A 25,782-nucleotide genomic window follows, 5' to 3' on the forward strand; every position below is an offset into this window, starting at 1 on the left:
AACGCTGATAGCGTGGCAGGGTATTTGTGTCGCAAGTCAAACCCTAGGCGATCTAGCGACGGCCTTCGCGAAGCCAGCCGCCCAGCAGGAAGCCACCAGCCAGCAGCAGTACCAGCCACGGCGGCAGCAACCCGGCTTGAGTAACGTCCCGCGTCTCATAGGCCTCGCGCGGGGTAAGACCGATCCAGCCACGCCCCGCCGCCGGACGCCCAGCGCGGACGTTGCGGATTGAAGGTAAACCCTCTTCCAGCCGGATCACACCACCGCGCATGGCGGCGATCACAGGCTCCAGCACTTCACCTGTTGCGATGGTACGCTCAAACTCTTTCGGAGCCGCAGGACCGAGGCCGATCACGGCCATCAAATCGCCCTCCTGCAGGCGATAGAGGCCAATCTCGGGCCCAAAATACTGCGCCTCGAACCGTCCGGGCGAAACCTCTTCAAGGATGATCTCAAGCGTTTCGCCATTGGGCCGGGTGATCGTCACCGGACCGACCTCTTCTTCGAGGGTCTGGCGAATGATACGCATCGACTGGCCATTGGCCTCGGCCCAAAGCGCTTCTTCTTCAAGCTCGGGCTCTTTCATCATCCAATGTGCCAGACGTCGCAACAATTCCAGCTGAGGCCCGCCGCCTTCAAAACCACGGCTCCACAGCCAGGCGTGGTCTGACGCCAACAGGGCCACCCGTCCCTCACCGACCCGGTCCAATACCAACAGCGGCCGGTCATCAAGGCCGGTCATCAACACCTGCCCCGAGCGTTCATTCACATCGATCTGCCGAAGCCACGCGCCCCAATCCTCGGAATCGCCAAGATTGGTGGTCACAGGGTGCCGATGCCCCAGATCACTGACCATGGGAACGTAGCGCTCTTCGATCACCCTTGCCGTCGGTTGCGCTGGCAGGCTACCCGCAAGTGGTGAGCGGAAGATGCTGTCTGCGGTGGCGAAATCGGGGCCAGCGGCAATCAGCACAGCGCCGCCGCTGTCGATATAATCGGCGACGTTATCCAGATAGATCGCAGGCAGGATGCCCCGGCGTTTGTAGCGATCAAAGATGATCAGGTCGAAATCGTTGATCTTCTCCAGAAACAGCTCGCGCGTCGGGAAGGCGATCAGCGAAAGCTCATCCACCGGGACACCGTCCTGTTTCTCAGGCGGGCGCAAAATGGTGAAATGCACCAAATCGACCGAGCTGTCGGATTTCAGCAGATTGCGCCAGGTGCGCCCGCCGGGATGCGGCTCGCCCGACACCAGCAAAACGCGCAGGCGGTCGCGCACGCCGTTCATCTGGATCAATGCGGTATTGTTGCGATCGGTCAGCTCACCTTCGGCCTCCGGAACCGTGAACTGGATGACGTTCCGACCCCCATGCGGCAGAGAAATCGGCAGTTCGACATCCACACCGATTGGAATACGAAATTCCTCCGGCTCGCCCCCATCGACCGAGATCTCAAGCGGCGCGCTGGTGGCCCCGCCCGGAGCCGCCCCGCTGTCTTCAACGCGCAGGGTCAGGGTTACGGGTTCACCGATGATGGCAAAGGCAGGCGCATTGCGGACGATGAGCCTGCGGTCCCAGTCGCTCTCACGCCCGGTCTGCAAAAGGTGCATCGGCGCGGGCAGGTCGGGCGCTTGATCAACGTCATGAACGATCCCGTCCGAGACAACAAGTATACCGGCCACCCGCGCGCGCGGCTCCTCGGCGAGGGCCGCATTCACCGCGGCCATCACTTGCGTGCCTTCGTCGCCATCGCCATCGCCCACGCGGATGCGGCGCAGTTCTGTATTGTCGCGCGACTCGATTTCGGCCGCCAAGGCCTCGACCGCTTGGGCGGTTTGATCGGCTCGGTCCGAGAGTGTCTGGCTGGCGCTTTCATCCTCGATCATCAGAACGATATCTGTCAGCGGCGCGCGGTCTTCGACCTGATAGACCGGACCGGAAAGCGCCGCGATCACCACCAAAACGGCCAACCCACGCAACGCCCATCCGGACAATCCCCGCCAGACCGCCAAGACCACGCCTGCAACGGCGATCGAGGCGACCACAAGTAGTATTGGCCACGGGATCAGCGGATCAAAGATAACAGTTCCGGTCATTGTCCCAACCTGTCCAGCAGAGCAGGCACATGGACCTGATCGGATTTGTAGTTCCCGGTCAGCACATGCATCACCAGATTGACCCCAAAGCGATTGGCCAGCTCGCGCTGACGTTCCCCCGCATAGCCACGCCCGACGGGCAGAAGCGCCTGCCCGTTACGATCCACCGCCCAGGCCCCGGCCCAGTCATTGCCGCCGATCACCACGGGCGTCACGTTGTCGTTGAGGTTACGGAAGGGCATCCCTTCGATCTGTTCGGCATCCAGCGGAGCGGCCTCAACCCAGACATCGGTTCCCGCGTAGCGACCGGGGAAATCCTGCAGAAGATAGAAGGTTCGCGTCAGCACGTGATCGTTCGGGATCGGCTCTAACGCGGGGATATTTAGCGGCGCCGCCAGTTGCTGCAGCTTGCGCCCATTGGGGCTGGAGGCACCGAAACCCGCGATATCCGCATCGCGCGTGTCAAACAGGATCATACCGCCCGAGCGCAGATAGGCATTCAGCTTGGCATAGGCCTCATCCGAGGGGCGCGGCTGATCCTGCGTGATGGGCCAGTAGAGCAGCGGGAAAAAGGCCAACTCGTCCCGTTCCAGATCAACGCCAATCGGCGCAGCGGGTTCGACCGAGGTGCGGTAGTTCAACGTCTGAGCCAATCCTCGCAACCCAGCCTGTGCGATGTCGTCCACCTGGCTGTCGCCAGTCAACACATGCGCCAAAACCAGTTCATGGGTCGCGGCGAGGGCAAAGTCGGTCTCATCGGGCGACTGCGCCTGCGCCTCGGGCGCCATCAGCACGGCCCCTAAAGCAACCGCCGCCGCCTTGGCCAGCCCCAAACGGCCCGACAAGGCCAGGGACGCGATGACATCCACGGTCAGCAGGACCAGCGCGAGACTCAACAATATTCCCCCGAGAGGTGTCTCGGTTGAAGCCTCCTGCCCGCGGATCGGAACATCTGCGGGCCAGACAACGGGGCTGAGCGTCGTCTCCTCGGACAAAACGTTCCGCGCCAGCTTTTGCTTCCCACTTTCATAGAGGCCAGGACGAAGGTCGGGCCCAATCTGTCCTGACACCAGCTCAACCCCATCCACACCCGCCAGCGTACCGGCATCGGACAACGCGCCGAATCCATCCATGATCTGGACCGGCTCCCACGTGGTGCCCTCCAATTGCGCGACCTGACGCGATTTCGCGGCCGAGGCAACGGCCAGACGGTCCAGCATTTCCACGAACAGGCCAGACAGCGGCAAGCTGGACCATTCCGCATCGGCGGTCACGTGGAACAGGACAACCTGCCCCAAACCCAGCGCCTTGCGGGTGACCAGAGGGGTGCCGTCCGACAGCGACGCAATCACGCGATCCGCCAAGTTAGGGTCTGGTTGCGCCATGACCTGAGTGGAAACGGTCACGTCATTCGGTATCTGCAAACCGTAGAAAGGCGAGTCCTCGGGGAATGGCGCCAGCGTCTTGGATTCCCCCCAGCTCATTGCGCCGCCAACGGTGCGACCGCCGCTGCGCAAGCGAACTGGCAGCAGCGTATCCTCTTCATCGCGACCCAGATCGCTCGCCGCCATGCGGGGCCCTGCAAATCGTAGCAACAGGCCGCCCTGTTCGACCCATTCGATCAGGGCAACCTCTTCCGGACCCGAGATCTGGGCGACATCCGAGAGCACAATTACATCGGGATTTGCAGGTAGAACCTCGGGCAGGCCGCCCTCAACAAAATCGGCGGTGGGGATCAGAACCTGCGTGAGGTAATGGAGCGGCGACAACAGCTCCAACCCCTCGCGGTTGAGGGTTCCGGCGATCAGCGCAACCTCGCGCCGCCGCAAACTGTCATCGGTTAGCGTCACCGCCCCGGCCGAGCGCTGGCCCTGCAGCTCAAACCGTGTGATCCGGGCGCGCAGCTCAGACGGTAGAGCGAGGTCGATCTGGGCCTGTGTTTCTCCGGTTGCGAAAGTCATCTCGGCCGATTGCAGTACCCGTGCCGTGCCTGCCGGGTCACGGCCTTGCGCCAGAACGGTCACACTCTCCTCCGGGCCCGGTTCGGCCCGCAATGCGGTCAATTGAATGACGCCGTCCTGATAAACGGCAGGCAAAAGCGCCAGCGCAGCCGCGTTCGAGCGGTAGACGGTGACTTGCCCGCGGGACTGCAGTTCCGACACTAACTCTGGGTGTTTTTCATATTCCAAGCGGTCGCTGAACCAATGCGTATCAAACCCGCCCTCGACCTGATCCAGCGCGGCGATGACCTGATCAACCTGATCTTCGGTCGGCTGCCACGGGTTCGGAACAAGGCCCGGCAAACGGTTGCGCCAAGCTTCAGCCGCCTGAAACACGGGCGGTTCCGGCTCGGTGAGGCGCAGGATCGAGACGGGGCGGCCCGCGCGTCCGGCTTCGGTCAATTGCGCGTCGATCTGGTCTAGCGTTGACGACCAGCGCGTGGCCCCGGCCCAGCTTGCATCCAGCACCAGCATCAGGGGGCCAGTGCCCGTCTGATCGCGCGACGGGTTCAATACGGGACCGGCCAGCCCGATGATGATCGCTGCTGCCGCCAGCATCCGCAGTAAAAGTAACCACCAGGGTGTCCGGTCCGATACGCTCTCATCATCTTTGAGGCCGAGTAGAAGTGTGACCGCCGGGAACATCCGACGGATCGGCGCAGGTGGGACCGCGCGCAGGATCAGCCACAGGATCGGAAGGGTCAGCAGACCCAATAACACCCACGGCGCGGTGAAGCCGATGCCCGCCAAAACGGTCATTGAACACCCCCGTCCAGCGCACGATAGAGCCACAATAGAGCCGATTGCGCACTATCTCCGGTGTGGTGCAGACCCAACTGCCAGCCGGTTGCGCGGCACAGATGCGTCAACGCATCCTTGCGTGCAGCGAGGCGGTCCAGATACCGATCGCGCAGCTCTCCGGCCTTCAGTGTTTCATGCCGAACGGTGCCGCCGACGCTTTCGAAAATGGTGCGGCCCGCGAAGGGAAACGTCTCTTCCCCCGGATCGAGGACTTGCAACAAAACGCCCCGAACGCCGCGATCTGCTGCTTTGGTCAGGGCCAGTTCAACCTCGTCCATTGGGCCAAGAAAGTCCGAGATGAACACCGCGCGGGCATGAGGGATCATAGCGCGGTGTTCGGGCGGAGCGTAGTCGACCTCGGAATCCTCGGACCATGCCTCGGCCAAACGTATGATCTGCGCATTCCCGCGTCGGGGCGGCAGGGTTGTACCTGTCAGGCCAACACGCTCGCCCCCGCGCACCAGAAGGATCGCAGTCGCCAGACCCAACAGTCGGGCGCGATCCGCCTTGGAGGGCAGCCCCTTATCCGACGAAAAGCGCATCGAGGCCCCCTGATCGACCCACAGCATGACCGATTGCGCGATCTGCCACTCGCGTTCGCGCACGAATTGCTGATCCCCGCGCGCTGATCGGCGATGGTCGATCATCCGGCGGCTGTCTCCTATCTGGGCGGGACGATATTGCCAGAAGTCGTCCCCCATGCCGGATCGCCGCCGACCATGGTCACCTAGTAGAACAGTGCCGGCCAGATGCTCGGCACGCGCCAAAAGCGGCGGCAGCCGGGACGCCTCGGCCTCGGATCGTTGACGAAGGGTCAGCGCAGCATTCACGCCGCAGCCTCAGTGCGGATCAGGCCAGCAGCTGTGCTGTCGATCAGGTCGGCAAGGCTGTCGCCCCGCGCACGTGCCGCAAAGTTCAGAGCCATCCGGTGGCTGAGAACCGGGCGGGCCATATCCAGAACGTCCTCGGCATTCGGGGCCAGACGCCCCTGCAACATCGCCCGCGCCCGCACGGTCATCATCAGCGCCTGCGCCGCACGCGGACCGGGACCCCAAGCAACGGTTTCAGCGACGCGATCCGAGACGCCCGCTTCCTCGGGGCGGAAGGCGCGGACCAGATCGAGGATCAGTTCCACAACCGAATCCCCCACAGGCATCCGGCGCAGCAGGACTTGGGCGGCCAACAGCTCTTCTTTGCTGAAGATCTGATGCGCCTCGTCCTCGGCCACGCCGGTGGTGGCCAGAAGGATATCCCGCTCAGTCTGGCGATCAGGGTATTCCACGTCGATCTGCACAAGGAAACGGTCTAGCTGAGCTTCGGGCAGCGGATAGGTGCCCTCTTGCTCAATCGGGTTCTGTGTTGCCAACACGTGGAACGGCGTACCCAGCACTCGGTCTTCGCCCGCCACGGTCACCGTGCGCTCCTGCATCGCCTGCAGCAATGCCGACTGCGTCCGAGGGCTGGCGCGGTTGATCTCATCCGCCATCAGCAGCTCACAAAAGATCGGCCCCGAAATAAACCGGAAATGACGGCTGCCATCATCGGCGGTATCCAGAACCTCGGACCCCAGAATATCGGCCGGCATCAGGTCAGGCGTGAATTGAATACGGTTGCCATGCAGGCCCATCACAGTCGAAAGCGTCTCGACCAGTCGGGTTTTGCCCAGACCTGGCAAGCCAATCAGCAGGGCATGCCCCCCGCACAGCAGCGCCGTCAGGGTCAGGTCCACGACCCTCTCCTGCCCGATGAAGCGGCGGGTGATCGAGGATTTCGCCTCTTGCAGCTTGTTTTCCAACGCTTCGATCTCGGACACGAGGTCGGCAGGTTCGGACATGACTTTCCCTTCCGTGGACTATTATAGATGAAGTCTATCGCGCTGAGAGGAAATGGCAAAAGCAATGAGCGGACAAAAACCTGTGAAACCTTCCCCTGACAGTCTTGCGGCTTCAATCAAAGCGACCAAAACCAAGGGTTTACCCCCCGTTCACCTCTGGAATCCCCCTTTTTGCGGTGATCTGGATATCCGGATCGCCAAAGATGGCACTTGGAGTTATTTAGGCTCGCCCATCACCCGTTTCGAGCTTGTGAAGCTTTTTTCCTCAATTCTTAAGCTGGAGGACGGGAAATACTACCTGGTGACCCCAGTCGAGAAGGTGGGAATCACCGTCGAGGATGCGCCGTTCATCGCGGTGGACGTCGATGCCTCGGGCGAGGGGCAGGCGCAGGCTCTGACTTTCACCACCAAGGTTGGCGATGTCGCGGTGGCCGGGCCAGATCATCCGATCCGCGTTGTCATGGACCCGCAGACCCAGGAACCCTCTCCATACATTGTGATCCGCGACGGCCTTGAGGCCCGGATTGACCGCAAGAGCTTTTACCGTTTGGTCGAGATGGGCACCCACCATGAGGGTTGGTTCGGAGTTTGGTCCGAACAGCGCTTCTTTCCGTTGATCAAGTCAGAACACCTGCCGGACTAGGCCGCTTTTACATCTTTTCGATCCTGCGCCAGCACGACGGCCACCGCAACGACACCTGCGCCCAAAGCGCGGGTCCAGTTCCACTCTTCCCCCAGCACCAGCATGATCAACATCACGTAGAACGGTGCGATATTGATGTGGAATGAGGCTAATGCAACGCCCAGTTTCCCGACGGATCCGACAAACAAAACCTGACTGAGGCCCATAGACACCAGAGCATAGATCCCAAGCATTCCGACCTGTTGAACATCAATCTGCGCCGTTGGCATGACGTCCATACCCACTTGGCGTGCCCCAAAGAACAGAAACAAAGCGACGACCAAGCCGCCGAAGAACGTAATAGTGCTGCGCCCGGTTTGGCTCAGCTCGGGGAAGTCCCTCGCCGTTGCCATTGTCGCCCAGCAGAACAACCCGGTGGACACGATGGCGCAAATCGCGCCCAAACCCAATTGCGCGGGCGCCACTGCACTAGTCGCGATCAGACCGCCGATGATAGACACCACAACGCCCAGCGCAAAATTCCAACGCAACCGCCGTGTCCCGGTTGCCAGTTCGATCAGGGTGGCAAACAATGGCGCGCAGGAGGCAATGATGGCGACGGTCACAGGATCTGTCAGTTTTTGCGCCACGATGATCAGGAACATACCGGCCCCGAGTGTCCCGCCAACAAGCATCGCATGACCCCAACGGGCGCGTAAAACCCGGCTTGGCCCGTCGATCAGAAACCACAAAGGCACCATGACCGCCACTGCTAGCGCCAGGCGCGCCACGAACAGCGCGACCGGAGGCCAGGTCTGCAGCAACACTTCGGCCGCAGGAAACCCCGCTGCCCAGGTCAGCATGGACGCCACAGCCAAACCGTTTCCAGACAAGGCCGAGCTGCGGCCAGTGGACATAGGAAGAGTGTTCCCGCGCACAGGATCAGGGCTCATCGCCATGGGATCGGACCTTCTGTTGGAACGGCGCAGAAAAATGATTCGCCGTGTTAGCCCAAACATCTCTGGACTTGAGCCTGCCTTCTTGTCGATTTTCGACAATCTGTCGTTTTCAATCCCTTTCCTCGAAAATCGGTGGAGACTAAGCTTGGGCGGATCACCGACCCAAAGGCCTCTCATGCCCAAATTCGCCGCCAATATCTCGCTGCTCTTTGCCGAACTCCCATATCTGGAGCGGTTCCAGGCTGCGGCCGAGGCGGGCTTCAAAGCCGTTGAAATTCTGTTCCCCTATGAGCTGGCCGCAAAAGAGACCCGCCGTGCCCTTCTGGCCAACGGGCTGGAGCTTGTGCTGATCAACGCGCCTCCGCCAAACTACACGGGGGGTGAGCCGGGCTATGCCGCCGTGCCCGGCGGTGAGGCGCGGTTCCAATCCGATATCCGCCGCGTCTTGCGCTATGCCGATGTGCTCAAACCCGGCCTGATCCACATCATGTCCGGCTATGCATCGGGGCCTGAGGCGCTGGATTGCTTTGTTCGCAACCTGCAATGGGCCGCCGATACAGCCCCCGGCCAGACCTTCACCATCGAGCCGCTGAACCAAGTGTCCCAACCCGACTATTTCCTTAACGACTACGATTTGGCCGCCGAGGTTCTGGACCGCGTGGATCGCCCCAACCTGGGCCTGCAATATGACAGCTTTCACGCACAGATGATCCACTCGGATCCGCTGGAGATTTGGGATCGTTTTCACAATCGCGTCATCCACGCCCAGATCGGCGCAGCGCCCCACAGGTCCGAACCGGGTAGCGGAGATCTGGATTTTCAGACCCTATTTAAGGCGATGGAGGTCTCTGGCTATGAAGGATGGGTCAGTGCGGAATATACTCCCTCAACAGCTTTGACGAGCTCATCCCTGGATTGGATGCATAAGGCAGTTCTTGCCAATGCAGATCTCTGATCCGCAAATAGCGCCGTTCGTCCTACCGTAGATACCAAGGAAACGCCTTATGATCCCTGCCCGCTATGCCCGCGCCGTGTTCAGCCTGATCATGTCCGGGTTGATGTCCTGCATCGTCACCGGGATCGCAACAGTCAAAGCCATCGGCTTTGGCCCGTCCACCCTCAGCGATTGGATGGCCTCATGGGCCTTTTGCTGGCCCATCGCCTTTACCGTAATCCTTCTGTTTGGCCCCAGCGTACAACGGTTCGTCAACCGTATGGTCAGGCCGCAGGACTGACCCGCTGCGAAGAGGGTCCGCCGGGCCTGATGAGCAGCGCCTCTTAATGCGCTTCGGCCCAGTTCGCCCCCTGGCCAGCATCCACAACCAGCTTCACGTCCAGCTTCACGGCAGGGTCCGAGGCCCCCTCCATCACGTCCCGCGCAACGCCGATCACCTCATCCACCGCATCTTCGGCGACTTCGAACAGCAATTCATCGTGGACCTGCAGCAGCATTTTGGCCGGCAACCCATTGATCGCCTCTGGCATCCGTACCATCGCGCGCCGGATCACATCCGCCGCTGTCCCTTGAATAGGGGCATTGATCGCCGCCCGACGCGAGAAACCGGCATGTGGCCCCTTCGCGTTGATCTCAGGCGTATGGATTTTTCGTCCGAACAAGGTCTGCACATAGCCATTCTCTTTAGCGAAGGCGACTGTGTCGTCCATATAGGCTCTAATACCAGGGAAACGCTCAAAATAGCGATCGATGAAGCCTTGTGCCTCGGCCCGTGGGATACGTAGATTGCGCGCCAGACCAAAGCCCGAGATGCCATAGATCACACCAAAGTTGATCGCCTTGGCCTGACGGCGGATATCCGGCGTCATCTCATCCAACGGCACATCGAACATCTCGGACGCCGTCATAGCGTGGATGTCCAGCCCGTCTGCAAAGGCCTGTTTCAACGCCGGTATCTCAGCGATATGCGCCAGAATACGCAACTCGATCTGGCTGTAGTCTAGGCTGACCATCACATTGCCCGGCTCAGCGATGAACGCCTCACGAATGCGACGGCCTTCCTCGGTGCGCACCGGGATGTTCTGCAGGTTCGGATCAGTCGAGGCCAAACGGCCTGTGTTCGCCCCGGTGATCGAATAAGACGTATGCACGCGGCCCGTATCGGGGTTGATATGGGTCTGCAGCGCATCCGTGTAGGTCGATTTCAACTTCGACAGCTGTCGCCAGTCCAGCACCCGGCGCGGCAACTCATACTCGGTCGCCAGATCCTCAAGAATATCCGCCCCGGTCGAGTACTTCCCGGTTTTCCCCTTCTTGCCGCCTTCCAGGCCCATCTTGTCGAACAGGATCTCACCCAACTGCGCGGGCGAACCGACATTGAAGTTCTCACCGGCCAATTCGTGAATTTCAGCCTCTAACCCGGCCATTTTCTGCGCGAAGGCGTTCGACATCCGGCTGAGAACATCGCGATCCACCTTGATGCCGTGCATCTCCATTTCTTTGAGAACCGGCACCAGCGGGCGTTCGAGCGTTTCATAAACCGTCGTCACCTGAACCTGATGCAGCTGCGGCTTGAACAACTGCCACAGGCGCAGCGTGATATCCGCATCCTCGGCGGCATAAGCTGTGGCCTCATCAATCGGCACCTTGTCGAACGTGATCGCAGACTTGCCCGAGCCCAGCAGAGGTTTGATCGGGATCGGCGTGTGGCCCAGGTAGCGCTCGGACAGAGTATCCATTCCATGCCCATGCTCACCGCCATGCATAGCGTAGGACATCAGCATCGTGTCATCGATCGGAGCCACCTCGATTCCGTAGCGCGCAAAGATCTTGGCGTCGTATTTCATGTTCTGCCCGATTTTGAGGATCGATGGGTCTTCGAACAGCGGTTTTAACAGAGTTAGAGCCTCATCCAGCGGCATCTGCCCCTCCGCCAGCGCATCCGAGCCGAACAGATCGTCCGCCGAGCCATCGCGATGGGTCAGCGGGATATAGCAGGCCTCCCCTGCTTCGATACAAAGCGAAATACCGACCAGATCGGCGATCATTTCGTTCAGCCCGGTAGTCTCGGTATCTACGGCAACCCAGCCGCGTTCATAAGCCTGATCAATCCACTTTTGCAAAGCGCCCGCGTCCCGCACGCATTCGTATTTCGACGAGTCAAACGGGATCGCCTCGACCACAACTTCTTCCGCGACTGGCGCGGGCGCGTCGGCGATGACCGGAGCCTCGGCCCCTAGCTTGTCGGCAATCCGTTTGGTGAGGGTGCGGAACTCCATTTCCGCCAGAAAGCCCAGCAAGGTATCGGGATCGGGGTCCTGTACTTCTAGGTCGTCGAGGGTGAAATCCAGCGGCGTGTTCTCATCCAGCTGTACCAACTTCTTCGATAGCTCGATCTGATCACGCTTTTCGATCAGCGTCTGGCGGCGCTTGGGCTGTTTGATCTCTTCCGCGCGGTCCAGCAGTGTTTCCAGATCACCATATTCGTTGATCAAAAGGGCCGCCGTCTTGACGCCGATCCCAGGGGCCCCCGGCACGTTGTCAACGCTATCCCCAGCCAGAGCCTGCACATCGACCACGCGATCTGGGCCGACGCCGAACTTCTCGAAAACGCCATCTGTATCGATGCGTTTGTTCTTCATGGCGTCCAGCATTTCAACGCCGCCGCCGACCAACTGCATCAGGTCCTTGTCCGAGCTGACGATGGTCACGCGCCCACCAGCCTCGCGCGCCTGAACGGCCAGCGTGGCAATGATGTCGTCTGCCTCATAGCCCTCAAGCTCTTTGCAAGCGATGTTGAAGGCCTTCGTCGCCTCACGGGTCAGCGGCATCTGCGGGCGCAAATCCTCGGGCATCGCCTCGCGGTTGGCTTTGTAGAGATCATAGAGATCGTTGCGGAACGTATGCGAGCCCTTGTCGAAAATCACCGCAACATGGGTCGGCGCATCGGGGCCGGCATTTCCTTCGACATATTTCTGCAGCATGTTGCAGAAGCCCGACACAGCGCCAATTGGTAAACCATCCGACTTGCGCGTCAGCGGAGGCAGCGCGTGATAGGCCCGAAAAATAAAGGCCGATCCGTCGATCAGATGCAGGTGACATCCTTTTCCGAAATTGCTCATACGCGTGCTCCCTGTCGGTCAGGGATGGTTCTGCCACAGGGGCGCGCAACTGACCAGTGAGGAACGTCAGTTAACCTCCAAAGAGGCCGCCAAACACATCCGAGAAACTATGCAACAGCGCCATGATGACCAGCGCACCGAGGAAGGCAAAGAAGGCCATCGCGAAGAACTGAAACAGGATTGCACCAACGCCAATGGCCACCCCGGCGATGGCAGGCCGCATCCGTTCATGGCGTAATATGCCAATAACAGAGACGACAATGGCCAAACCGCCCAGCATGGCGACACCGATTTGCAAGAAATCGTCCAGATCGCGGGTTTGGGCGACAGGTTCGGGCTGCTCGAGACCTGCAGCGGCGCGCAGGGTGGATTTCCCAAGCTCGGCTGCCAACTCCCCCAGTGACACGCCGGTGGGTTGCTGCGGCGCGAAAGGCCCGGCCCAAAACACTAGCAGCGCCGCAAACAACGCAACCGACGCCGTACAAAACCCGATCCATCCGAAAACTGGACGGGCAGTATCTGTAGCAGAAATGTCCGTCATCAGACTCACCTATGCTGACTGCACCACCTTAGTACCATCACAATCGCGGCAAGATTTGGGCAGAGGGCGGGTAAGGAGCCCTTCGGGATCGTTTTGTGCCTTGCTAACCATAGAAACGCCCGCACCCGCTACAGCGCCCTATTTATCGGGGCTGTCATGTAGTGCGGAAGACCCGCTGCGACTTGTCCCAGAGCAGCCCCGTGCGATCAGCGATATACTGCATCTGCTTGCTAAGCGAACGGTTGTTCAAACGACGGCTCAGCGTGCGCAAAGGAACCAGATTGCGCTCTCCGTACCCGTCAATCAGAACAAATATTCTGGTTTGATTGCGCAGCCCGTAGACAATGTTTTCCGGGTGGATGTCGCGCCCTACGATCTGAAGCTGAAACAACCGATGCACAAAACTGTTGAGTTCGCTCAGAACGTCGTCCGTCAACTGGCCCTGTTTGCACACCGATGACAGCTGCGGAGCAAGTTGCCCATCCTCAGACTGAATCCGCTCTACAATAATGCCCGGGCCGACATCAGTCTGAACAATTCCGAATGCGCGCGCGACAGGTAGTTTCGCTATGTCAGAGCCGCTTTTCAAGGCCGCCTTCAACTCGCATTCCATCTCTTTGAGGGCGTTACGATATTTTGCATCGGGAAACACCTGCTGGATCAGCCGCTTGGTGTACGACCGAATAGGGCGTTTACGCGGTCTGGTGATTTTGATCAGCAGCTCTGGCCGACCTGGGCACGCATATACGTTTCTTTGACCACCACGTGCCAAAAGATCCTGTTCTGACAGCTGTAAAGGCTGCGCTGGAAAGAGCATTTGGGTTCCGTTTCATACCGTAGACAAATGGCTGTACCGGCCATGAAAAGCCAAATCAACCACGGCCGCCGTTGATGTAACAGTTATGCGTCAGTTTTGTGAATGTCCATCCGCCAGCACATATTTACAATCACAATAAGGACATTCGACCCAGCCCGTGTCCTCTGGAATCTGCAGCCACACCCTCGGGTGTCCCAACGCGCCTTCGCCGCCATCACAGGCAACACGAGAAGTTTCCACGATCTTCGTCTCCGGCGCTTCGATTGTCACGGCTGGCGATCCTTCACTGGTTGTCGGCCTCGCGGGCATGCATTAGGTGCGTTTATGAGCGATGAGCAAACCGGGGGCAAGAGCCACATGAGCGATGCGGCAATCAGGATCGAGGGGCTGCGCAAGACCTATCGTGGCGGCAAAGGTCAGCCTGAGAAACACGCTTTGAAGGGCGTCGACCTGACCGTGCCGCGCGGGTCGGTCTTTGGTTTGCTGGGTCCGAACGGGGCGGGGAAATCGACACTCATCAACATTCTTGCCGGATTGGTGGTGAAATCCTCGGGCCATGTTTCGATTTGGGGATATGATCAGGACAAGAACCCACGCTCGTCCCGCGCCGCCATCGGTGTCATGCCGCAAGAGCTGAACCTTGATCCCTTTTTCACCCCCCGAGGCGCGTTGGAGGTTCAAGCCGGTCTCTACGGTGTCCCCAAGGCCGAACGCCGCAGTGATGAGATTCTGGAACTGGTGGGCCTGAGCGACAAGGCCGAGGCCTATGCCCGCACGCTATCCGGCGGGATGCGGCGTCGGCTGTTGCTGGCCAAGGCGCTGGTGCATCACCCCAAGATCCTTGTGCTGGACGAGCCGACGGCAGGCGTGGATATCGAGCTTCGCCAGATGCTCTGGGCCAATGTGCGCAAGCTGAACGAGCAAGGCATGACCATCATCCTCACCACGCATTACCTGGAAGAAGCGCAAGAGATGTGCGACGAGATCGCCATCATCAATCACGGTGAAAAGATCACCCAGGACAGCACGGCCAACCTACTGGGTCGCATGGACAGCCGGACGATGGTGATCGCACCTGACAGCCCCGTCACCGATTTGCCCATGACGGATGGTGTCGAGGCCACTCTGCGCGACGATGGCAGCCTTGTGCTGCAGTATCGCAGCGCCCAGACCAGCGCCGAACAGGTTCTGGAGTCGGTTCGTGCCGCCAATATCCGCATCCGCGACGTCCGGACCGAAGAAGCAGACCTCGAGGATGTGTTCCTTGCGCTGACCTCATCGCGCGCGGATGACACCCCGGCCGAGGATCAGGATCAGCCGCGCCGGGGTATGCACCGGGTCAAGCTCTAGGCCCGGTCGATCCGCGCCTGATAGCAATTGTTCCGCGCTGATCGGACGTGGATGTAGGCGATGTCCGGTTTGGCAAAGATATCGGCGATTTTGGCTCCGATCTGGTCGGTTGGCGTGATGGCACCCGTGCCATAGACGATCCGATCATCCTCACCATAGCCCTTGATCAGGTAGTCGGGGGAAGAGGTCAGTATCTCGGGCATTTCGTCGCCTTCGTAACGCTCGCATGGTTTAGCGCACAGGAAGATCGGGCCGGTTTCTGTATAGGGATGTGGCTCTAAAAAAGGTCTGTGCGCCAAAATCAGCATGTCCTGGCCTTCGGGGATATTTTGTAAACAATGACGACAGGGATTACCTGCGCCGGTGGAAACAGCCCGCTCTGGCGTGGCGCCGTAGGCATCTGGCCCGCCCGCCTGCAGGGCGCGGACTTCGTCAGTGGGAAGTGCGGTGATCTTGAACATTTCGGGTCTCCTTTTTTCCCAAACCATGCCCTCCTGATCAGCCGCAAGCGACCCAGTTCCTGCGCAAAGGACTCGAAAAAGAACAAAACGTGAATATAATAGTGACTCGCCATGTATGCCGAGCTGTCGATCACGTCAAACTTCACCTTCCTCACCGGGGCCTCTCACCCCGAGGAGTATATGGAGCGTGCCGTGACCCTGGGCCTGCCCGCCATCGCAATTGCCGATGACAACTCGGTCGCCGGGATCGTTCGCGCCCATACCCAAGCGCGCGAGATCGCCCGCAAGGTCCGCGAACGGCTGGAGTGGGAGGCGCAGAACACGAGCCTAGGCCCGCCCTGCCCCGATCACATCCCCAAACCGCCGTCCTATCCGATCCACGCGGTCCCCCGCCTGATCCCGGCAGCGCGGCTGATCTTCACCGACGCGCCCACCGTCACCGCTCTGCCCCTGAACCGACAAGGCTGGGGAAACCTGTGCCGCATCCTGTCCAAAGGCCGCCTGCGTGCGGAAAAAGGCGATTGCATCTTGCACCTGTCTGACCTGCTGGAGTTTTCCGACGGCCTCCACCTGCTGCTCTGGCCACAAGCAGACCGGTCAAAGGGCGGCGCGAGCGCATGGCGGACACAGGCGCAACAGTTGACGCGCCGCTTTGGTGGGCGGATGCATCTGCTGATGCACCCTCGATATGATGGCGCAGATAGTACACATTTCTCTTTGTTAGAGACTGAATCAAAGCAACTCGATATCCCCACCCTCGCCAGTGCCGCGCCGATGATCCACCACGGCGCGCGTCGCAAGTTGGCCGATGTGCTGACCGCCATCCGCCTACGCCGCAAGGTGGATGAGCTGGGCCGCGACGCGCTGGCCAATGGCGAACAGCGGCTGCGCTCCGAGGGGGAAATGCTGCGTATCTTCAAAGGTCATGAAGGGGCTGTCACCCGCGCCCATGACCTCAGCGAACAGCTCACCTTCTCGTTGGATGAGCTGCGCTATGAATACCCCAGCGAAGGCAGTGAACAGGAAACCCCGACAGAACGCCTGCACCGCCTGGCGCATGAGGGGTTGAAATGGCGCTATCCGGCAGGCGCGTCCGAGAAGGCCAAAAAGATGCTGGCCCATGAGCTGAGGCTGATCGGCAAGCTGAAATATGAACCCTATTTCCTCACCGTCCGCGATATCGTCCATTTCGCCCGCTCGCGCGACATCCTGTGTCAGGGGCGTGGCTCGGCGGCCAATTCGGTGGTCTGTTTCTGCCTCGGCATCACCGAGGTCAGCCCCGAGATGGGAACGATGGTCTTTGAGCGCTTCGTCTCCGAGGCCCGCAACGAGCCGCCCGATATCGACGTCGATTTCGAACACGAGCGCCGCGAGGAGGTGATCCAGCATATCTACGACCGCTACGGCCGCGAACGCGCGGGCCTCTGCGCCACGGTTGTTCACTATCGCGGCAAGCGTGCCATTCGTGAGGTCGGCCGCGCCATGGGTCTGACCGAGGACACGATCTCGGCCCTGTCCTCACAGCTCTGGGGCTTTTTCTCGACCAAAGGGCTTGAGGCGCATCGGATGCGTGAAATCGGCCTCGATCCTGAAGATCGACGGCTAAAACAGACTCTAATGTTGGTCTATGAGATCGATGGCTTCCCCCGCCATCTGTCACAACACGTGGGTGGCTTCATCATAACTGAGGGGCGGCTGGACGAGCTTGTTCCCATCGAGAACGCCACGATGGAGGGGCGCACGGTCATCTGCTGGGACAAGGACGATATCGACTCCTTAGGTATCCTGAAGGTCGATGTCCTCAGCCTCGGGATGCTCACCTGTATCCGCAAGGCATTCGACCTGATCGGGCAGAATCATCAGACCGGCTATACCCTCGCCACCCTGCCGCCCGAGGACCCCGAGGTCTACGATATGCTGTGCAAAGCAGACTCTATTGGGGTGTTTCAGGTGGAAAGCCGGGCGCAGATGAACTTCCTCCCCCGGATGCGGCCGCGTAATTTCTACGATCTGGTAATCGAGGTCGCTATCATCCGCCCCGGCCCGATTCAGGGCGACATGGTCCACCCCTACATCCGCCGCCGGAACGGAGAGGAGGAGGTCAGCTTCCCCTCGGACGCATTGGGGGATGTGTTGGGCAAAACACTAGGCGTGCCGCTATTTCAGGAACAGGCGATGCAGATCGCCATTGTCGGCGCGGGCTTCACCCCGGAACAGGCGGACCGGCTGCGGCGGTCTCTGGCGACCTTCAAAAAACATGGCAATGTCAGCGAGTTCCGCGCTCTCTTTTTACGCGGGATGAAACGCAACGGTTACGAACAGGATTTCGCGGAGCGCTGTTTTTCCCAGATCGAAGGGTTCGGATCTTATGGTTTTCCCGAAAGCCACGCGGCCAGCTTTGCGCTGCTGGTCTATGCCTCGGCTTGGATCAAATGCCACCATCCGGGCATCTTCGCCTGCGCGCTGCTGAACTCGCAACCGATGGGCTTCTATGCCCCTGCCCAGATCGTGCGGGATGCCCGCGAACACGGCGTTCAGGTGCGGCCGGTCTGCATCAATGCCAGTTTCTGGGACAATGTAATGGAACCTGATGGCCATGGTGGGCTGGCCCTGCGGCTGGGGTTCCGCCAGATCAAAGGCCTCAGCGAGGAAGACGCCAGCTGGCTGACCGCTGCACGGGGCAATGGTTACACTCAGGTGGATGACGTCTGGCGTCGCGCAGGCTTGGGGCCGTCGGTGATTGAACGTCTGGCCGAGGCCGATGCCTTCGCTGCCTGCGACCTGACCCGGCGCGAGGCTCTGTGGCAGGCCAAGGCGATTGCGACCGCGAAACCTCTACCGCTGTTTTCACAGGATCTGGAAGGCGAGACGTTGGATGAACCCGAAGCCTACCTGCCGCAGATGACATTGGGCGAACAGGTGGTTGAGGATTACGTCGCCACACGCCTCAGCCTGAAGGCGCATCCGGTGGCCTTGATCCGGCACCTGCTGACGCCCGAGCCGCGCGACAAAACCACACCTGTTGCCTGACCTCCGCCCCGGATATGTCCCGGGCTAGAGTCGAAACCCGAGACCACCATGACCAGACCCACCTTGCCCCCGCGTTTTCCCGCAACACCGGCCCAGATCAACGCGCAGGTCCACGCCTTCTATGCCCGCGTGCGTGAGGATGCCGTTCTGGGACCGGTGTTCAACAAGCACGTCCATGACTGGCCCACGCATGAGGACAAGATCGCCGCCTTCTGGCGCAACGCCATCCTTTTTGAGCGCAGCTACAACGGCAATCCGCAACGGATACATAGCGAAAGACCTGACGTGCAGCCCGAAATGTTCGCCCACTGGCTGGACCTGTTCGAGGAGGTCGCCACCCAAACCCTACCTCAGGAAACGGCCACCCCCTGGGTCGCGCTGGCCCGACGGATCGGTGTGGGGATGAAGGCGGGCGTGCAATCCTCCCGACAGCCCAAGGACGCGCCGCCGATCCTGCGTTGATCTCACAACATGACGGCTTTGCTGTGTTAGCGGTAAAATAGGGGCTATGCGGTCCGGGAAAATGCGTCTACTCAGGGAAAAGACAGCCCATTTAGCTGCGCCGGCTTAAAGCCACCACACCGACATCACCTGAGGCCAGATCATGAGCACTCAAAACACCACCCTCCGGGGACTTGGTTTCGCGTTTCTGGGATTCGCGGTTTTTGCCAGCCATGACGCGCTGATCAAAGTGCTGGGCGGCACCTACTCGGTGATGCAGATCATCTTCTTCGCCACGTTGTTTTCCTTTGTGCCCATGGCAGTGACGATCCTGACAGACCGCACGACCGGGAATTTCCTGCCACACCACCCATGGCTGGTCTTGCTCCGGTCGGCGCTGATGGTCACATCCATGGTCTGCGCTTTCTATGCCTTTTCGGTCCTGCCTCTTGCCGAGGTCTATTCGCTGCTATTTGCCTTCCCCCTGTTCGTCACAGTCTTGTCGATTCCGATTCTAGGAGAGGTCGTGCGTTTCCAACGTTGGGCCGCGGTTGGCGTCGGGTTGATCGGTGTTCTGATCGTCCTGCGCCCCGGAGCAACGGATATCACGCTAGGCCACATGGCCGCCCTGACAGCCGCGTTTTGCAGCGCGTTAGGCTCTGTTCTGGTGCGCAAGATCGGGAATGAGGAGCGCTCGGCCGTGCTGATCCTCTACCCGATGCTGCTGGCCATCGTAGTCATGAGCTTGATGCAACCGGCAGTCTACCAGCCGCCTTCGCTGCTACATCTGGCGATGATGGCACTGGTCGGCGTGTTCTCGGTGATCGCACAACATCTGATCATCCTGGCCTATCGCGCGGCCCCGGCCGGTGTCGTGGCCCCCAGCCAGTACAGCCAGATCATCTGGGCCACCTTGTTCGGCATGATCTTCTTTGGCGAACGACCCGACGGTTGGGTCGTGGTCGGCGCAAGCGTCATCATCGCCTCGGGCATTTTCGTTGTCTGGCGCGAAAGCCGGTCGAACACCACCTCGACCAACACGCCGGTTCTGCGCGTGCGATCACCAAGGTCAGATACGGGCGCATCGCGACCCGGCGAATGAGAAACGGCGCGCCAGACAGCGCGCCGATTAGGCGAATTCAAGTGGTTTAGAGCCTTAGTAGACCACCACCGAGCGGATGCTCTCGCCTTTATGCATCAGGTCGAAACCGTGGTTGATGTCGTCCAGACCCATGGTGTGGGTGATCATCGGGTCGATCTCGATCTTCCCTTCCATGTACCAGTCGACGATCTTGGGCACATCGGTCCGGCCCCGCGCGCCGCCAAAGGCGGTGCCGCGCCAGGAACGTCCGGTCACCAGCTGGAACGGACGGGTGGAGATCTCGGCACCGGCAGGTGCAACGCCGATGATGATCGACTCACCCCAGCCCTTATGCGCTGATTCCAGTGCGTCGCGCATCACGCCGACGTTGCCAGTCGCGTCGAACGTATAGTCTGCTCCGCCTTTGGTCAGGTTGACCAGATAGGGCACCAGATCGCCTTCGACCTCTTTCGGGTTAACGAAATCGGTCATCCCGAACTTGGTGGCCATTTCGACCTTTGATGGGTTCAGGTCGACACCGACGATCTGATCGGCCCCGGCCAGACGTAGGCCCTGGATCACGTTCAGGCCGATACCACCCAGACCGAACACGATGGCACGGCTGCCGATTTCCACTTTGGCGGTGTTGATCACAGCGCCGATGCCGGTGGTGACGCCGCAGCCGATGTAGCAGATCTTATCAAAGGGTGCGTCCTCACGCACTTTGGCCAACGCGATCTCAGGCAGGACTGTGTGGTTGGCGAAGGTCGAGCAGCCCATGTAGTGCAGGATCGGGTCGCCATCCAAAGTCGAGAAGCGCGAAGTGCCATCGGGCATCAGGCCCTTGCCCTGAGTCTCACGGATCGCCTGGCACAGGTTGGTCTTCGGATGCAGACAATATTCACACTCACGACATTCGGGCGTGTAGAGCGGGATCACATGGTCGCCCGGCTTCAGGCTGGTAACGCCTGGGCCCACCTCGACCACGACGCCTGCGCCTTCGTGGCCCAGAATGGCCGGAAACAGGCCTTCGGGATCTGCGCCGGATAGGGTGAATTCATCGGTATGGCAGATGCCGGTGGCCTTTACTTCGACCAAAACCTCGCCCGCCTTGGGGCCTTCGAGGTTCACCTCCATCACTTCCAAAGGTTTGCCAGCCTGAACGGCGACGGCTGCACGGGTGCGCATGGTGCTTGTCTCCCAGTCTTGTTTGACCCGACCCTGCGTCAAATGCAGGGTGTTTTCAACTGCACTTTCATGGCAGATTGGCTAAACATTTGATATTGCAGAAACGACATTGTCATACTGGGGAACGCCAATGCACCGATTTATCCCGATCCTGATCCTTCTGGCCGCCTGCGCCGAAACCTCTGCCCCGCAAGGTGCAGACCTTGAGCCCGAGGCTGCGCCTGTCGATCTAGCCTTCTGCAAAGGCGATCCGTTTGCGGATTCCATCGGCCAGCCGGTTTCGACCATTCAGGCCAGCCTGCCCGAGCGCGCGCGGGTGTTGGGACCCAATGACATTGCGACACAGGATTACCGTATCGACCGGCTGAATGTCTTCGTGAACGGTGCGGGCATCATTCAGCGCCTGACTTGCGGGTAGGGGTGGACTCGAGCGCTGATTCTCGGGCAAGAACAAAGTGGGAACATTTTGATGTCTGCCGATGCCAAAACGCCGAATACTCTCACTCTGGTTTCCCCGTCTGGGGGCTGAACGGCTGATCCGCGCCGCGCGGGGGCTGCATGTCGGGCCTTTGGCTGTAGTGGCCGAGCAGTCGAACATGCAGGTGATCACCTCTCTGAACGCCGAAGCTCAGGCCGCCGGGCTGCAGGTGGGTCAGCCGGTGCGCGATGCCCATGCCATGTGTGCGTCCCTGATCACGCGGCACCGCAACGCCCCGGCCGAAGCCGCGTTCCTGACCGCGTTGCGCCGCTGGGCAGGCAAGTTCAGCCCTTGGGTCGCCGAAGAGGCTCCGGACGGGCTGATCGTTGACCTCTCGGGCTGCGCGCATCTGTTTGGCGGGGAAGAGGCCTTGCTGCGCGTGCTTGAGGTCGACTGCGCCGATATGGGCCTGAGCGTGCAGATGGGCATTGCAGACACATTGGGCGCGGCCTGGGCGCTGGCGCGCTATGCCGGGCAAGAGGCCATATCCGACCGCAACGGCGACGCCATCAGCCAAGAGGCCCGCGCCACCCGTGCCCGGGCCAGCAAGCGACGACACTGGACCAAGGGCGGGGCCGCGCCGCAGGTGGTGGCCTTGGGCGGCGGGGCGCGGATCGCAGCCCCGGGGCAGTCTTATGGGGCGCTCAGCCCGCTGCCCATCGCGGCGCTGCGGCTCGAGGATCAGGTGGTCGCGCAGCTGAACCGTCTCGGCCTGCGCCGGATTGGGGATCTGCTGGGCCAACCCCGCGCCTCCCTCGCCCGCAGGTTCGGACGTGGGCTGGTCTTGCGGCTGGATCAGGCGATGGGCAGCGCACCCGAGCCGGTTTCTCCGGCCCGCCCGCCGCATCACTTCGCGGTTCGGATGACTCTGCCCAATCCGATTGGGCTGGTCGAGGATGTGATGGCCGCCATCGACCGGGTTCTGCCGACGCTCTGCACCAAGCTGGAAGAAAAGGGCCGCGGCGTCCGCACCCTGCGGCTGGAGGCCCATCGTGTAGATCAGGCGGCCGAGGTCATCGAGGTTGGGCTGGCCCGCCCGACCTATGACAAATACCGCATTCGCCCTTTGTTAGAGATGAAAATCGACAAGATCGACGCGGGCTATGGCATTGACATGCTACGGCTTGAGGCGGTGCAGACCGAACCCATCCACGCCCGCACCATCGCCGGTCATGCTGAGGCCCGCCGTGTGGCCCGCAACCGGCTGGAGGGCAACACCGCCGTCGAAGACCTTATGGCCAAACTGGGCGCACGGGTGGGGCTAGAGGTCATCACTCGGCGTCACCCTGCGGCATCGCATATCCCCGAGAAAACCGCGCAGGTGCTAGCGGCGGCGTGGTCCGAACCGGCGCGAGACTGGCCTGCGCCGCCACGCCCGCGCCCCCTGCAGATGTGGCAGCCCGAGCCGGTAATGGCCCCGGAAACCCCGGATGTGCCCTCCGCCTTTCGCTGGCGCGGGCGTGATTGGCAATTGGCACAAGCCACCGGCCCGGAACGGATCGCGCCGGAATGGTGGCTGGATGACCCCAACTGGCGCAGCGGTGTGCGCGATTACTGGGTTGTGGTGACCGAACAGGGGGAGAGGCTCTGGCTGTTTTATGGCCACGGCGGCACCATGTCCGCAGGCTGGTTCTGCCAGGGGCAATTTGGCTAGAAGCCCAAATTAGGGTCTATTTTCCGCGATAGATCAGGATGTCGGGCAGATAGTCCAGCAACCGGATCACCCAGGAAAACGGGGCCGGAAAATCAGTACGGAACCGGCGGCGCGACATCGCTTTGATCACACGCTCTGCCGCGTCTTCAGCCGACATCAGCATGGGCATCTTGAAATTGTTCTTCTCGGTCAGGCGGGTTTTGATAAAGCCAGGATTGACGATCCGAACCGTCACGCCAGTACCCGCCAGATCAAACCGCATGGTCTCGGCCAGCGAGACCAAGGCCGCCTTGCTAGCTGCATAGCCCACCGCCGCAGGCAAGCCGCGATAGCCGGACAAAGAGCCGATCAGAGTGATATCCCCGCGTCCGGCGCTCACGAAGCCCGGCACGGTTTCACCCAACACCCGAAGGGCACCGGTGTAGTTCACGTCGGTCATCGACAAGACCGCCTCGGTATCCCAATCACCGGTCCGCATCGGCTCATAGGCTCCGGCGTTGTAGACAAGACCATCGACCTCTCCGACTTCAGCCACGGCACGGCGCACGGCCTCAAGGTCGGTCACGTCAAAAGGCACCGCGCGCGCACTGGGAAGGGTTGCGCAAATCTCGGCCAGCCGATCCGCATTGCGCGCCGACAGGACAAGACGCGCACCGCGCTCGCTTAGCCCTTGCGCCAAAGCGCGCCCGAGCCCTTCGCTCGCGCCTACAATCCAATACGTCTTTCCTTCGAAACCGGTCATGCCTGCCCTATCGTGGAACCATGAAACAACGCCCCATGCGCGGTTTCGGTTCTGCTTCAGCTATCATGTATATTTTACGACCAAGCCAACCGGTCGGATCATCCCCAGCTGAGTGAATTTTGCCACGAAGTCACAATATAGTGCGTTGGGAAATATAATCTAACCTGATTGATCCGCGTCAGAACCTGCTACGTATCCCTAGATAAATGTCGCACTTAAGGGGATCACATGTTCGACGAAACGCGAGGCGAGCGCAAGAAAATCGCAGTCATAGGTGCAGGCATTTCAGGACTTTCCGCAGCTTACTACCTTTCAGAACAGCACAACATTACCGTTTACGAGGCCGAACCGCGCCTTGGCGGGCATGCCCGAACGGTGATGGCGGGTAAGAACGGAGACCAACCGGTCGATACCGGCTTTATCGTCTTCAACTACGCCACCTACCCCCACCTGACCAAGCTGTTTGATAAGCTGAACGTGCCCGTCGAGAAAAGCGAGATGAGCTTTGGCGCTACCATCGACAATGGCCGCATTGAATACGGGTTGAACACGCTGCGCACTCTGACAGCCCAGAAACGCAACCTATTGCGACCGTCTTATTACAAGATGATCTCGGACATCCTGCGCTTTAGTAAAGAAGCCCCGGATGCGGCGAAGGATGATGACACAACCATCGGAGAACTGGTGGACCAGATGCGTCTGGGTCATTGGTTCCGCCACAACTACCTAATGCCGATGTGCGGCGCGATCTGGTCCACGCCGGTTGAGTTTGTGGATCAGTTTCCGGCCCGCTCGCTGGTGCAGTTCTTCCGCAACCATGCACTGCTGGCCAGCGGCCGCGCCAACCAGCATCAGTGGTACACGGTCAAAGGCGGAAGTATCGAGTATGTGCGCCGAATTGATGCCGCGCTGCGGTTGCGCGGATGCGACATCCGTCTGGCGGCTCCGGTAGATCACGTACAGCGTCATGAGACCGGCGTCACGGTCACCAGCCAGGGCCACGCCGATCAGTTTGACGAGATCATCCTTGCGACCCACTCGGACCAATCGCTGGCCATTCTGGGCGACAACGCCACGGCGGGTGAAGCCGCGGCCCTTGGCGCGATCCGTTATCAGCCCAATCACGCGATCCTGCATTGTGACGAAAGCCAGATGCCAAAGCGGCGCGCCTGCTGGTCCAGCTGGACCTATCGCTCGCAAGCCGGGGATGTCGGCGTGACCTATTGGATGAACCGCTTGCAGAACATCCCGGACAGCGATCCGCTCTTTGTATCGTTGAACGCGTCTTCGCAAATTGACGAGGACAAGATTTATGACCAAGTCGAGTTCGCCCACCCGGTTTTCGACAAAGCCGCGCTGAAAGCTCAGGGGCAAATTCGCGACATGCAGGGACAAAATCACACCTGGTACGCCGGAGCTTATAACCGGCACGGGTTCCACGAAGACGGGATCGCCAGCGCGATGCATGTCGTCGACCGCTTGCGCGGCGCCCCGCAGATAACCGGAGCTGACAATGGCATTCTTGAAAAAGATCCGGCCATCCATGTGGCCGCCGAATAGACCTAGTTTCCGCGCAGCACTGCTGTCTCTCGCCTTGCTTTCGTCAGGTGA

Annotated in this window: 22 protein-coding genes; 10 read left to right on the forward strand and 12 right to left on the reverse strand. The window is 60.5% G+C overall.

Going from position 1 to position 25,782, the window contains the following annotated elements:
- Nucleotides 1-52: 52 nt before the first annotated feature.
- Genes ACR0NO_RS14775 through ACR0NO_RS14790 form a run of 4 tightly spaced genes read right to left on the reverse strand, consistent with a single transcriptional unit; the run spans nt 53 to nt 6,730 of the window.
- Complete coding sequence (locus ACR0NO_RS14775; RefSeq protein ID WP_480724494.1) at nt 53-2,095, reverse strand: hypothetical protein; 2,043 nt, start codon at nt 2,093-2,095, stop codon at nt 53-55.
- A complete protein-coding gene (locus ACR0NO_RS14780; protein ID WP_480724495.1) occupies nt 2,092-4,854 on the reverse strand; it encodes a DUF4159 domain-containing protein in 2,763 nt (920 codons plus the stop codon). Before ACR0NO_RS14780 ends, ACR0NO_RS14775 begins: the two co-directional genes overlap by 4 nt.
- Nucleotides 4,851-5,726, reverse strand: coding sequence for a DUF58 domain-containing protein (locus ACR0NO_RS14785; protein ID WP_480541985.1), 876 nt, complete (start codon nt 5,724-5,726; stop codon nt 4,851-4,853). The genes ACR0NO_RS14780 and ACR0NO_RS14785 overlap by 4 nt, the downstream gene beginning before the upstream one ends.
- Nucleotides 5,723-6,730 carry an AAA family ATPase gene (locus ACR0NO_RS14790; RefSeq protein ID WP_170379521.1) on the reverse strand — a complete coding sequence of 336 codons (1,008 nt, stop codon included), beginning with the start codon at nt 6,728-6,730 and terminating at the stop codon, nt 5,723-5,725. The genes ACR0NO_RS14785 and ACR0NO_RS14790 overlap by 4 nt, the downstream gene beginning before the upstream one ends.
- Before the next feature lie 64 nt (nt 6,731-6,794).
- Here ACR0NO_RS14790 and ACR0NO_RS14795 point away from each other — a divergent pair, with 64 nt between their 5' ends.
- Nucleotides 6,795-7,373: a DUF1285 domain-containing protein gene (locus tag ACR0NO_RS14795; RefSeq protein WP_480724496.1), complete on the forward strand. Its 579-nt coding sequence runs from the start codon at nt 6,795-6,797 to the stop codon at nt 7,371-7,373.
- Here ACR0NO_RS14795 and ACR0NO_RS14800 read toward each other — a convergent pair.
- Nucleotides 7,370-8,305 carry a DMT family transporter gene (locus ACR0NO_RS14800; RefSeq protein ID WP_480724497.1) on the reverse strand — a complete coding sequence of 312 codons (936 nt, stop codon included), beginning with the start codon at nt 8,303-8,305 and terminating at the stop codon, nt 7,370-7,372. The two genes, ACR0NO_RS14795 and ACR0NO_RS14800, sit on opposite strands and share 4 nt — an antisense overlap.
- Nucleotides 8,306-8,486: 181 nt before the next feature.
- Between ACR0NO_RS14800 and ACR0NO_RS14805 the strand changes: the two genes are divergently transcribed.
- Nucleotides 8,487-9,266, forward strand: coding sequence for a hydroxypyruvate isomerase family protein (locus tag ACR0NO_RS14805; RefSeq protein ID WP_419740218.1), 780 nt, complete (start codon nt 8,487-8,489; stop codon nt 9,264-9,266).
- 49 nt (nt 9,267-9,315) lie between these two features.
- Entirely contained in the window at nt 9,316-9,546 is a 231-nt protein-coding gene (locus ACR0NO_RS14810) for a DUF2798 domain-containing protein (protein WP_170379529.1), read from the forward strand.
- Between the two features lie 43 nt (nt 9,547-9,589).
- Here the strand turns inward: ACR0NO_RS14810 and polA are convergent, their stop codons facing one another.
- From polA to ACR0NO_RS14830, 4 genes are all read right to left on the reverse strand, one after another.
- Entirely contained in the window at nt 9,590-12,388 is a 2,799-nt protein-coding gene (gene polA / locus ACR0NO_RS14815; protein WP_480724498.1) for a DNA polymerase I, read from the reverse strand.
- Nucleotides 12,389-12,458: 70 nt separating this feature from the next.
- Nucleotides 12,459-12,929, reverse strand: a complete 471-nt coding sequence (locus tag ACR0NO_RS14820) for a hypothetical protein (protein ID WP_480724499.1) — start codon at nt 12,927-12,929, stop codon at nt 12,459-12,461.
- A gap of 154 nt (nt 12,930-13,083) precedes the next feature.
- Entirely contained in the window at nt 13,084-13,746 is a 663-nt protein-coding gene (locus ACR0NO_RS14825; protein ID WP_170640614.1) for a YrbL family protein, read from the reverse strand.
- A 90-nt stretch (nt 13,747-13,836) separates the two neighbouring features.
- Nucleotides 13,837-14,016 carry a zinc-finger domain-containing protein gene (locus tag ACR0NO_RS14830; protein WP_170379537.1) on the reverse strand — a complete coding sequence of 60 codons (180 nt, stop codon included), beginning with the start codon at nt 14,014-14,016 and terminating at the stop codon, nt 13,837-13,839.
- Between the two features lie 87 nt (nt 14,017-14,103).
- On the opposite strand from ACR0NO_RS14830, the gene ACR0NO_RS14835 reads away from it, so the two are divergent.
- Complete coding sequence (locus ACR0NO_RS14835) at nt 14,104-15,096, forward strand: ABC transporter ATP-binding protein (protein WP_480676462.1); 993 nt, start codon at nt 14,104-14,106, stop codon at nt 15,094-15,096.
- Here the strand turns inward: ACR0NO_RS14835 and ACR0NO_RS14840 are convergent.
- A complete protein-coding gene (locus ACR0NO_RS14840) occupies nt 15,093-15,557 on the reverse strand; it encodes a DUF1203 domain-containing protein (protein ID WP_480724500.1) in 465 nt (154 codons plus the stop codon). The two genes, ACR0NO_RS14835 and ACR0NO_RS14840, sit on opposite strands and share 4 nt — an antisense overlap.
- A 111-nt stretch (nt 15,558-15,668) precedes the next feature.
- On the opposite strand from ACR0NO_RS14840, the gene ACR0NO_RS14845 reads away from it, so the two are divergent.
- The 3 genes from ACR0NO_RS14845 to ACR0NO_RS14855 all read left to right on the forward strand — a co-directional run bounded on the left by ACR0NO_RS14845 (nt 15,669) and on the right by ACR0NO_RS14855 (nt 20,130).
- The gene (locus ACR0NO_RS14845; protein ID WP_480724501.1) at nt 15,669-18,587 is read left to right on the forward strand and encodes an error-prone DNA polymerase; all 2,919 of its coding nucleotides are present in this window, start codon (nt 15,669-15,671) and stop codon (nt 18,585-18,587) included.
- 48 nt (nt 18,588-18,635) lie between these two features.
- Nucleotides 18,636-19,049, forward strand: coding sequence for a group III truncated hemoglobin (locus tag ACR0NO_RS14850; RefSeq protein WP_480724502.1), 414 nt, complete (start codon nt 18,636-18,638; stop codon nt 19,047-19,049).
- 142 nt (nt 19,050-19,191) lie between these two features.
- Nucleotides 19,192-20,130: a DMT family transporter gene (locus ACR0NO_RS14855; RefSeq protein ID WP_480724503.1), complete on the forward strand. Its 939-nt coding sequence runs from the start codon at nt 19,192-19,194 to the stop codon at nt 20,128-20,130.
- A 54-nt stretch (nt 20,131-20,184) separates the two neighbouring features.
- On the opposite strand, the gene ACR0NO_RS14860 is transcribed toward ACR0NO_RS14855, so the two are convergent.
- The gene (locus ACR0NO_RS14860; RefSeq protein ID WP_170379545.1) at nt 20,185-21,297 is read right to left on the reverse strand and encodes an S-(hydroxymethyl)glutathione dehydrogenase/class III alcohol dehydrogenase; all 1,113 of its coding nucleotides are present in this window, start codon (nt 21,295-21,297) and stop codon (nt 20,185-20,187) included.
- Nucleotides 21,298-21,427: 130 nt separating this feature from the next.
- On the opposite strand from ACR0NO_RS14860, the gene ACR0NO_RS14865 reads away from it, so the two are divergent.
- A complete protein-coding gene (locus tag ACR0NO_RS14865) occupies nt 21,428-21,715 on the forward strand; it encodes an I78 family peptidase inhibitor (RefSeq protein WP_419740210.1) in 288 nt (95 codons plus the stop codon).
- Between the two features lie 61 nt (nt 21,716-21,776).
- Complete coding sequence (locus ACR0NO_RS14870) at nt 21,777-23,429, forward strand: DUF6504 family protein (protein WP_480724504.1); 1,653 nt, start codon at nt 21,777-21,779, stop codon at nt 23,427-23,429.
- Between the two features lie 16 nt (nt 23,430-23,445).
- Here ACR0NO_RS14870 and ACR0NO_RS14875 read toward each other — a convergent pair whose 3' ends face one another.
- Entirely contained in the window at nt 23,446-24,171 is a 726-nt protein-coding gene (locus ACR0NO_RS14875) for an SDR family NAD(P)-dependent oxidoreductase (RefSeq protein WP_480724505.1), read from the reverse strand.
- 228 nt (nt 24,172-24,399) lie between these two features.
- On the opposite strand from ACR0NO_RS14875, the gene ACR0NO_RS14880 reads away from it, so the two are divergent.
- On the forward strand, nt 24,400-25,731 hold the full coding sequence (locus ACR0NO_RS14880) for an NAD(P)/FAD-dependent oxidoreductase (RefSeq protein ID WP_480724506.1): 1,332 nt from the start codon (nt 24,400-24,402) through the stop codon (nt 25,729-25,731).
- Nucleotides 25,732-25,782 lie beyond the last annotated feature (51 nt).

The sequence above is a fragment of the Ruegeria sp. CL3 genome, from assembly GCF_056536505.1.